Genomic DNA, 8,273 nt, shown 5'->3' on the forward strand with positions numbered 1-8,273 from the left:
CGATGATCTACCTGATTGGCAGCCCCGTGGGCCGCTTGTCCGATCAGGCCAAATCCACATGAAGTGACGAAGAACCGGAAAAGACGGCATAAAAACGGTTGTCGTACTCTGGCGTGAATACCATTGCAAGGTCGCCGGGGTGGTAGGAGCCTGCTTCAGCAGGCGATTTGCCTAACCATCGCTGAGATGTCGGACCGCGGCTACAACGGCTTACCGGAGATTGGTTATCTCGTGGATTCACGCTGACCTGGAATAAACCATAAAAAAACGGGCAAGCGCCTCATCGGCGCTTGCCCGCTTTTCAAGGAGTGGCAGTCAGGCCATCAATCGCTGCCGAACAGGTCCCGCGTATAGACCTTGTCGGCCACATCGGCCAGCTCATCGACCATGCGGTTGGCCAGGATCAGGTCCGACTCCCGCTTGAAGGCCTCCAGGTCACGCATTACCCGAGAACCATAGAACTCGTCTTCCTTCAGCACCGGCTCATAGACCACCACCTCAATGCCCTTGGCCTTGATCCGCTTCATCACCCCCTGCATGGCGCTGGCCCGGAAGTTGTCGGAGCCGGCCTTCATGATCAGCCGATGAACGCCGACGACCCGGGGCTTCCGCTTGATCACCGACTCGGCGATAAAGTCCTTGCGGGTGGTGTTGGCATCGACGATGGCCTGGATCAGGTTGTTGGGCACCTCCTGATAGTTGGCCAGCAGCTGCTTGGTATCCTTGGGCAGGCAGTAGCCGCCGTAACCGAAGGAGGGGTTGTGGTAGTGGCTGCCGATGCGCGGGTCGAGTCCCACCCCTTCGATGATCTGACGGGTATCCAGGTCATGGGTCTCGGCGTAGGTGTCCAGCTCGTTGAAGTAGGCCACCCGCATGGCCAGGTAGGTATTGGCGAACAGCTTGATCGCCTCGGCCTCGGTGCTGTTGGTGAAAAGCACCGGCACCTCGTCCTTCACTGCCCCCTGCTCGAGCAGACCGGCGAAGGCCTCGGCGCGCGCGGAGCGCTCGCCGACGATGATCCGTGATGGGTAGAGGTTGTCATAGAGGGCCTTGCCCTCGCGCAGGAACTCCGGCGAGAAGATCAGGTTATCCGTGCCGAAGCGCTCGCTGGCCTCGACGGTATACCCCACCGGCACGGTGGACTTGATCACCATCACCGCCTCGGGGTTGATGGCCATCACGTCCTCGATCACCGCCTCGACCGTCGAGGTATTGAAGTAGTTGGTCTCGGGGTCGTAATCCGTGGGGGTGGCGATCACCACGAAGTCGGCGCCGCGGTAGGCCGCCTCCTTGTCGAGGGTGGCGGTAAAATGGAGCTTGCGGTTGGCCAGGAAGTCGCTGATCTCGGCATCCTCGATGGGCGAGCGCCGGTCATTCAGCATGGCCACCTTCTCGGGCACGATATCCAGCGCCACCACCTCGTTGTGCTGGGCAAGCAGCATGGCGTTGGAAAGGCCCACATAGCCGGTCCCGGCAATGGCGATTTTCATTCCACGTCCTTCTCTCGATGCTTAGATAGCGTAAAACTCGCGGTACCAGGCCACGAAGCGTTGCACGCCCTCTTCCACCCCCACCTGGGGGCGATAGCCGGTCGCCTGGAACAGGGCCTCGGTATCGGCCCAGGTTCGCGGCACGTCGCCGGGCTGCATGGGCTGGAAGTCACACTGGGCCGGGCACCCCGTCGCCGTCTCGATGGCGCGGATAAAGTCCATCAGCGCCACGGGGCTACCATTGCCGATATTGTACAGGGCATAGGGGGCGGTGCTGGCGTCCGGGCTGGCGGTACTGGTGCCCGGCTCGGGCACCACCTCGAGAATGCGCACGACCCCCTCGACGATATCATCGATGTAGGTAAAGTCGCGTGACATGTCGCCGTGGTTGAACACCGCAATGGGCCGCCCCTCCAGCAGCGCCTTGGTGAACTTGAAGGGCGCCATGTCTGGCCGCCCCCAGGGCCCGTAGACGGTAAAGAAACGCAGGCCGGTGGTGGGCACGCCATAGAGGTGGGAATAGGTGTGGGCCATCAGCTCGTTGGCCTTCTTGGTGGCCGCATAGAGACTGACGGGGTGATCCACCGCATCGGCGGTGGAGAACGGCACCTTGGCGTTCATGCCATAGACGGAGCTGGAGGACGCATAGACCAGATGCCCCACCCGGTGATGCCGACACCCCTCCAGCACATTGAGGTGTCCGACCAGGTTCACGTCGGCATAGGCATGGGGATTCTCCAGGGAGTAACGCACCCCCGCCTGGGCCGCCAGGTGGATCACACGGTCGAAGCCCTCCTCGGCAAAGAGCCCGGCCATGGCGTCCCGATCGGCCAGCTCCAGCTCGATAAAGCGCACATCGCCGCACCCGGCCAGGTCGTCCAGTCGCGCCTGCTTCAGCGCCACGTCATAGTAGTCGTTGAGGTTGTCGATGCCGACGATCTCATGGCCGTGGCCACTGAGTCGCTTGGCCACCGCATGGGCGATAAAGCCCGCCATGCCGGTTATAAGAAGTTTCATGAACGGATCCCTGCGCGTGTTACTGGCGAATACGGTCGCCCTTGCCCTTGCCGAGCACGGTCTGGACGATATAGCGAAAATAGTGGCGAAGCGTCAGATCATCGAGCATCTTCTGGTCGGTCTCGGCCAGCAGCGTCGGGGTGGACATATCGATTTCGTTGACCTGAGCCAGGCCGGTGATACCGGGGCGGGCCTCGAATACCCCGCGACGCTGGCGCTCCTCGATCAGCTCCTGCTGATTGAAAAGACAAGGGCGTGGCCCCACCAGGCTCATCTCCCCCTTCAGCACGTTCCACAGCTGGGGAAGCTCATCGAGTTTGGTACGACGCAGGAAGCGGCCAAAGGGAGTGACGGCCGAGGCATCGGCCAGGTGTGACGCCACCGAGGCCGTGTCGGGCTTCATGGTACGAAACTTCACCAGGGTAAAGGGGCGCTGCCGTCGCCCCACCCGCTCCTGACGGAACAGCGGCGAGCCGGTATCGAAATAACCGATGATCCATAGCACCAGGAGCAGCGGCGCGCTGACCACCAGGCCAAACAGGGAGAGCAGAATATCGAGGAGTCGAATCATTGACCGGCCTTGTCTTTGGAGGAAAAACAGCGACGCAGGCCCTCATCGAGCCCCAGGGGTGGGCGCCACTCCAACCGCGTTTGTGCATAACGACTATCGACCCGCAAGGAGTCGAAGAGGCGATCATAGATGCCCCGTTTGCCCAGCAGGGTCGCCGGAAGCCTCAATGACCAGGCCGGCACCCGAAACAGTCGCACCGGACGGCCCGAGGCCTCGCCCAGCTTGCTTAGCAGGTCGCTCGTCGAGACATCCTCACCATCCGACACGAGAAACACCTGCCCCGGCGCCTCGGGGTGGTCAATACAGCAGCGGATCAGATCCGCCAGGTTCCAGACCGAGACGAAAGAGCGACGATTGTCGATGCCCGCCAGGGGCAATGGCAGGGACTTGCCTACGATGCGGGTCAGCATACCAAAGTTGCCCGGCGCCTGGGGACCATAGACCAGGGGAGGACGGATCATCACCACCTCCAGCCCCGATGTCGCGGCGAAGTCCCGCAGGGCCTGCTCCGCCTGCCACTTCGAGCGGGCATAGTCGTTACCCGGATTAGGGGTATCTCGCTCGGTAAAGGCGTCGCCCGTCGTCTTGTGACCATTGACACCGATGGAGCTGATAAAGATAAAACGCTTTACCCCCGCCTCGACCGCCTGCTCCGCCAGGGCCAGCGTTCCGCGAACATTGACCCGCTGGTACGCCCCGAAGGAGGCCGAGGGATCATGCGCCAGGCCGGCGACATGGACTACCACCTCGACGTTCGATAGCAGCTCGGACCAATCGGCACCTTCGGACAGCTCCGGCGAGACCCGCAAGCCATGCTCGCCGGATCGGGAACAGCCGATCACCTCATGCCTGTTGCAGGCGTTCAGGTAGCTCAACACCTGGCTGCCGACGAAGCCACTCGCGCCCGTTACAAGAATTGTCATGGGTAGCCTTTTATCAAACCACTCGATGAGTCAAGGGCTTCCAGATAAGAGTTAGTAACACTTTCCTCAGAAACCATTTTAGCCGCAGCCTCGCTTGGCACCAGCTGAAGCCAGCCATCGGCAACAGGATCTACCTGAAACTCCATCTCTCTCAATCCATAGCGAAGATACTCAAGCTTACTGATATATATTTTCATTCTACTTGCTATCGCATCCGCCAGAGTATGCGGAAACCCCTCGCCATAACCTGAGGGCTGCAAAAAAGCATCTCCATGATGAAAAATATCATCTTGGGGAACAAAACCAATATTGACAACTTCACACTGAACCGAGTCAAAAAGACTCTCGAGATCAGTTATATTATTGCAGCCGACAACAAACAGCGCGCCATTAAAATGTGTTTTTTTGAGAAAGTCACTCACACTCGGGAAGACCAGAGGAAGTTTATTATCCCGTTGAACAAGAACCACCCCCTGTCTAGTGCCAAATTCTTTCTGGCTTCCACCAGAACCAGGCACCCAACGCAACCTTTGTCGCGATGAAGAATATCGCCTAAAATATCGATAGTCAGAGTACGACTGAATGGCCACAACCTTTCTTGCATTGATGAAGAACAAAAAAATAAGAAGCTGACGGAAAACTCTTATTTCCCTGTATCGCCCCACCCCATTCAGTATAACAAGCCCTCTAATCCAAGGAAGTGAAAGAAAAAAAAGGTTTGACTTTATATTAGAGGAAACCACCAGCGGGCGCGAATAAAGAATCTCAAAAAAAATCTTGAATGGTGAGAGGATGCTCTCATAGACCCCTTTACTTTTCACCACTGCACCAGAGGCCCGAATGGCAGATTCAAGCGCAGATCGATACCGAGCATTTAAGTCTTTTTTATCATTGAGAAGAAAAACCTCACTAATCTTCTTCACCCCTCCCCCTTTCATCTAAAAAGAATTAATTTAAGCAAGAAGTCAAGACTTCCAGACAGAATGATACTTCTTCACCATTTCTCCCAGACTAAACTCTTCAACAATCCTATTGGATGCCGCCACGCTGCGCTCAGCCCATCGCTCAGGATCACCTCTAATCTCTTCTACAGCAGAAAGCATGGATAAAACGAATGCCTTCTCATTATCCACAGGAACCACCCACCCAGTATTTCCGACTATCAATTTAGCATCGCCTACATCTGTTGTTATACAAGGTTTTCCACACGCCATTGCCTCAGCAATAACATTAGGAAAGCCTTCGCCAAATGAGCTAGAAAGCAGGTGAACATCTAATGCATTCATCAATGATGGAACATCTTCTTGCTGGCCTAACAAGACCACTTCCTCACTCAACCCCAAGGTTTCAAGCCATTCTCGAATCTGCACATTAGAATTATCCATACCCTTGCCGACAAGAAGGCAGCAAAAGTCAACCCCTTCTTCCTTCAACCCAGATAAGCACTTCAATAATCCAAGGTGATTTTTCTGGACATTGAAGCGACCAACCATTCCGAATACCACAGTGCTCTCTTCAATCTCGAGCGAATCTCTCAAGTGATCCCGTTTAGATTTGTCTGGGTAAAACCTCTCCAGATCATATCCATTAGGTATAACAACCATTTCATGGCGAGCATAGCCATACTCTGAATGTACCGATCTTGCCTTCTCGGCGCAGCAAATAATCGTTTTTGGCACCCAACGACTTAAAAAGGCGCAGGCTCTCGCCACTAGGATTGTAGTTCGCTTTGTCTTTCCTGGAAGCAATTCAGAATGCCGAATATTCCAAAATATACTCTTCACCCCAGATAACCTGGCAATCAACCCTCCAACGAGATCGGCGTGATACATCCAGGTTTGCACAACATCCGGCTTTTCTGCACGAAACACCCTAAATAACCTGAAAACACCTTTAAAGGTAATCCTACCATTCGGCATATCCAGACATGTTACTTCGACACCGGCTTCTTTTAATTTTTCGCCGTACTTACCCATCCCCATCATTGAAATAATGTGATGATCGAAAATTTTATCTGAGCAAGCAAGCCTGTAGAGAACGGCTTCGGCCCCACCATCATTCAAGCTTGTTATCACATGAAGAATTTTCTCTTTACTCACAAGCCCACCAAAAACCCTAGATGATTTTCAATTTTGATCTTACTATATTTACAACAATCTTAAGCCCATAATCCTTAATAGACAAAACTTTTTCAAACCTGCTCTTAGGCTTATCCCCCATTGAGTCCTGCTTATAAACTATCTGGCCATGAGACATCTCTCCCTTGTACTTATTTATGAATTGATATGTACCAACAGCTCTTGCATCGGAAGCAGAAATTCGCTTTTCCTGGTGTGAAACATCCATGTAATACAGAGGTGAGCGCAGCCTCAATGCATCACCATGGAGCTTCGTTAGCCTAATCCACATATCCAGATCTTGCGAAGCTCTAAGTTCCTCATCAAACAGGCCAGCTTCCATAAGCTTGCTACGCTCAACCAGAACCTGCGTACCAAGAAAGTTTCCATAAAAAAGATCTTTATATGATACCACTCTCTTCAAGTATGAATTTCTGGAAAAGTTTTCCCCATGAATTCTATACCAATTAGAAGCAACGCATGAATACCCTTCATTTACATGCCCCATAAGAACTCTTATCCTGTCCTTATGAAAGTAGTCATCATCATCCAGGCCCGTAACATATCTCCCATTGGCATTGATGATCGCGATATTTCTACTTGCTGGAGCACCTTTTTTTTTATCGAACTGAGACTTGTAAAAAACCCTTACTCTGCCATCATTTTTTGAGAGGTCTTCTAAGTACTCTTGCGTTCCATCATCAGAGCCATCATCAACAACTATCAGCTCAATATTCTTATAAGTTTGGCAAAGAACGGACTCCACAGCCCTTTTAAGAAGGGCCAATCTATTATAAGTAGGAAGATAAACACTAACCAGTGGATCAAAACCAATATTAAACAACTTACTTCCACATGAAGCCAATTTAAAATCACCAAAAAATGAGATATGTTTTATGGTTAACCCACAACCACATCAGGAAAAACCCATCAATACATTATGCAGCAAGAACATCTGCCAGAAAGCCGTATAGGTCATGTCAAAAATCACCAATTAGCCTCCATCAGACGGCGAACCACGCTGTGTGTAAGCCCCTATCTAGCGCCTCCTTTATGCTTAGCTCTACTAAAAATTCTATAAAAATAAATCAAGCCCATCAAAAACTTAACAACAAACCCAGTCTCAAGGCCATGAAAGCCACTTGTCTTTTTGTTCAACATCAAATAGCTTTGCGCCATTGCAACCTGCAACTTCACCCTAAACCTAGAAGATAAAATAGCAACCGATGCCAAGCCAAACTGCTCTATATAGTCCACTCCACACTTACGATAAATTTTTTCGTTTTCCACCCTCACAGCACTCATTATACTCCTTGCCGCTAGCTTACTATAATTATTAGAAACGCCATCCTCAAAAACTCTTTGCTGATACAAAGGTGAGCATACAACAAAAGCTCTATTTTTCCGCAACATTCTCATCCACAAATCTGAACCTTGCCCGACATCAAAGATCTCTCGATAGCCTCCCACATTATCATAAACTTCTTTTCGATACATTAACTCCCCATGAGAGAACCTCATTTTACGAAGAGCACCTACCGGAGGCGCCGTGAGAGTTACTTTCTTCTTTGACCCGCCATTAAGATCCACGACATCATAATAGCATCCTACAATAGCAATCTCTGGGTGTCTTTCAAATGCTTCAAACTGCTTCTTCAAGCGAGTCGGATAGCTTATATCTCCAGCTCCTTGTATGGCTACAAAAGGGGCTCTAGACAAATTAACAGCCCTAACAAGAGTAGTAGTAAGCCCAGCATTCTCCTGATGAACAACTCTCAGGCGTGCATCGGAATAGCTATTTAATATCTCTCGAACACGCGGATCAGAGCTGCCATCGTTAATAACTATCACCTCGAAACTATCAAAGTCTTGGGCCAACAAACTATCAATAGTATCACATATATAGTCGGCACGGTTATACCAAGCGCACACAACTGAAACCTTAGGGTGAAATTCAATAATTTTATTTTCATCCATTACCTAGCACTCCCAGCGCTAAAGACTAATCTCTATCAGCCACCAAGATAGACTCACTTACTATAAAAAACACATGACAACATAGGCGGCAAGGGGACCTCCCTGAATTCAACCAATAAGCGCAGCACCTGATGTGTCCAGTGCTCCTGAATACTCGCCCAGAAATACCAGGGCGGGT

At 51.9% G+C, this 8,273-nt stretch carries 8 protein-coding genes; all 8 read right to left on the reverse strand.

Annotated features, from left to right (window positions below; genetic code table 11):
• Positions 1-323 precede the first annotated feature (323 nt).
• Positions 324-1,490, reverse strand: coding sequence for a nucleotide sugar dehydrogenase (locus IHD13_RS17630; protein ID WP_195862343.1), 1,167 nt, complete (start codon positions 1,488-1,490; stop codon positions 324-326).
• A gap of 21 nt (positions 1,491-1,511) precedes the next feature.
• Positions 1,512-2,507 carry an NAD-dependent epimerase gene (locus tag IHD13_RS17635; RefSeq protein WP_195862344.1) on the reverse strand — a complete coding sequence of 332 codons (996 nt, stop codon included), beginning with the start codon at positions 2,505-2,507 and terminating at the stop codon, positions 1,512-1,514.
• A 19-nt stretch (positions 2,508-2,526) separates the two neighbouring features.
• Entirely contained in the window at positions 2,527-3,078 is a 552-nt protein-coding gene (locus tag IHD13_RS17640; RefSeq protein ID WP_195862345.1) for a sugar transferase, read from the reverse strand.
• Positions 3,075-4,001 (reverse strand): NAD-dependent epimerase/dehydratase family protein, encoded by a 927-nt coding sequence (locus IHD13_RS17645; RefSeq protein ID WP_195862346.1) that lies wholly within the window; start codon positions 3,999-4,001, stop codon positions 3,075-3,077. The genes IHD13_RS17640 and IHD13_RS17645 overlap by 4 nt, the downstream gene beginning before the upstream one ends.
• Positions 3,998-4,924, reverse strand: coding sequence for a hypothetical protein (locus IHD13_RS17650; RefSeq protein ID WP_195862347.1), 927 nt, complete (start codon positions 4,922-4,924; stop codon positions 3,998-4,000). The genes IHD13_RS17645 and IHD13_RS17650 overlap by 4 nt, the downstream gene beginning before the upstream one ends.
• Before the next feature lie 42 nt (positions 4,925-4,966).
• Positions 4,967-6,100 carry a glycosyltransferase gene (locus IHD13_RS17655; RefSeq protein ID WP_195862348.1) on the reverse strand — a complete coding sequence of 378 codons (1,134 nt, stop codon included), beginning with the start codon at positions 6,098-6,100 and terminating at the stop codon, positions 4,967-4,969.
• A 16-nt stretch (positions 6,101-6,116) separates the two neighbouring features.
• The gene (locus tag IHD13_RS17660; protein WP_195862349.1) at positions 6,117-6,962 is read right to left on the reverse strand and encodes a glycosyltransferase; all 846 of its coding nucleotides are present in this window, start codon (positions 6,960-6,962) and stop codon (positions 6,117-6,119) included.
• A gap of 191 nt (positions 6,963-7,153) precedes the next feature.
• Positions 7,154-8,095, reverse strand: coding sequence for a glycosyltransferase family 2 protein (locus IHD13_RS17665; RefSeq protein WP_195862350.1), 942 nt, complete (start codon positions 8,093-8,095; stop codon positions 7,154-7,156).
• Between the last annotated feature and the right edge of the window lie 178 nt (positions 8,096-8,273).

The organism is Halomonas sp. 328 (genome assembly GCF_015645095.1).
GTDB lineage: Bacteria > Pseudomonadota > Gammaproteobacteria > Pseudomonadales > Halomonadaceae > Bisbaumannia.

Excerpts from the sequence above, each read along its gene's own strand:
- IHD13_RS17630 (WP_195862343.1), bottom strand. The coding sequence starts at position 1,490 with ATGAAAATCGCCATTGCCGGGACCGGCTATGTGGGCCTTTCCAACGCC.
- IHD13_RS17635 (WP_195862344.1), bottom strand. The coding sequence starts at position 2,507 with ATGAAACTTCTTATAACCGGCATGGCGGGCTTTATCGCCCATGCGGTG.
- IHD13_RS17640 (WP_195862345.1), bottom strand. The coding sequence starts at position 3,078 with ATGATTCGACTCCTCGATATTCTGCTCTCCCTGTTTGGCCTGGTGGTC.
- IHD13_RS17645 (WP_195862346.1), bottom strand. The coding sequence starts at position 4,001 with ATGACAATTCTTGTAACGGGCGCGAGTGGCTTCGTCGGCAGCCAGGTG.
- IHD13_RS17665 (WP_195862350.1), bottom strand. The coding sequence starts at position 8,095 with ATGGATGAAAATAAAATTATTGAATTTCACCCTAAGGTTTCAGTTGTG.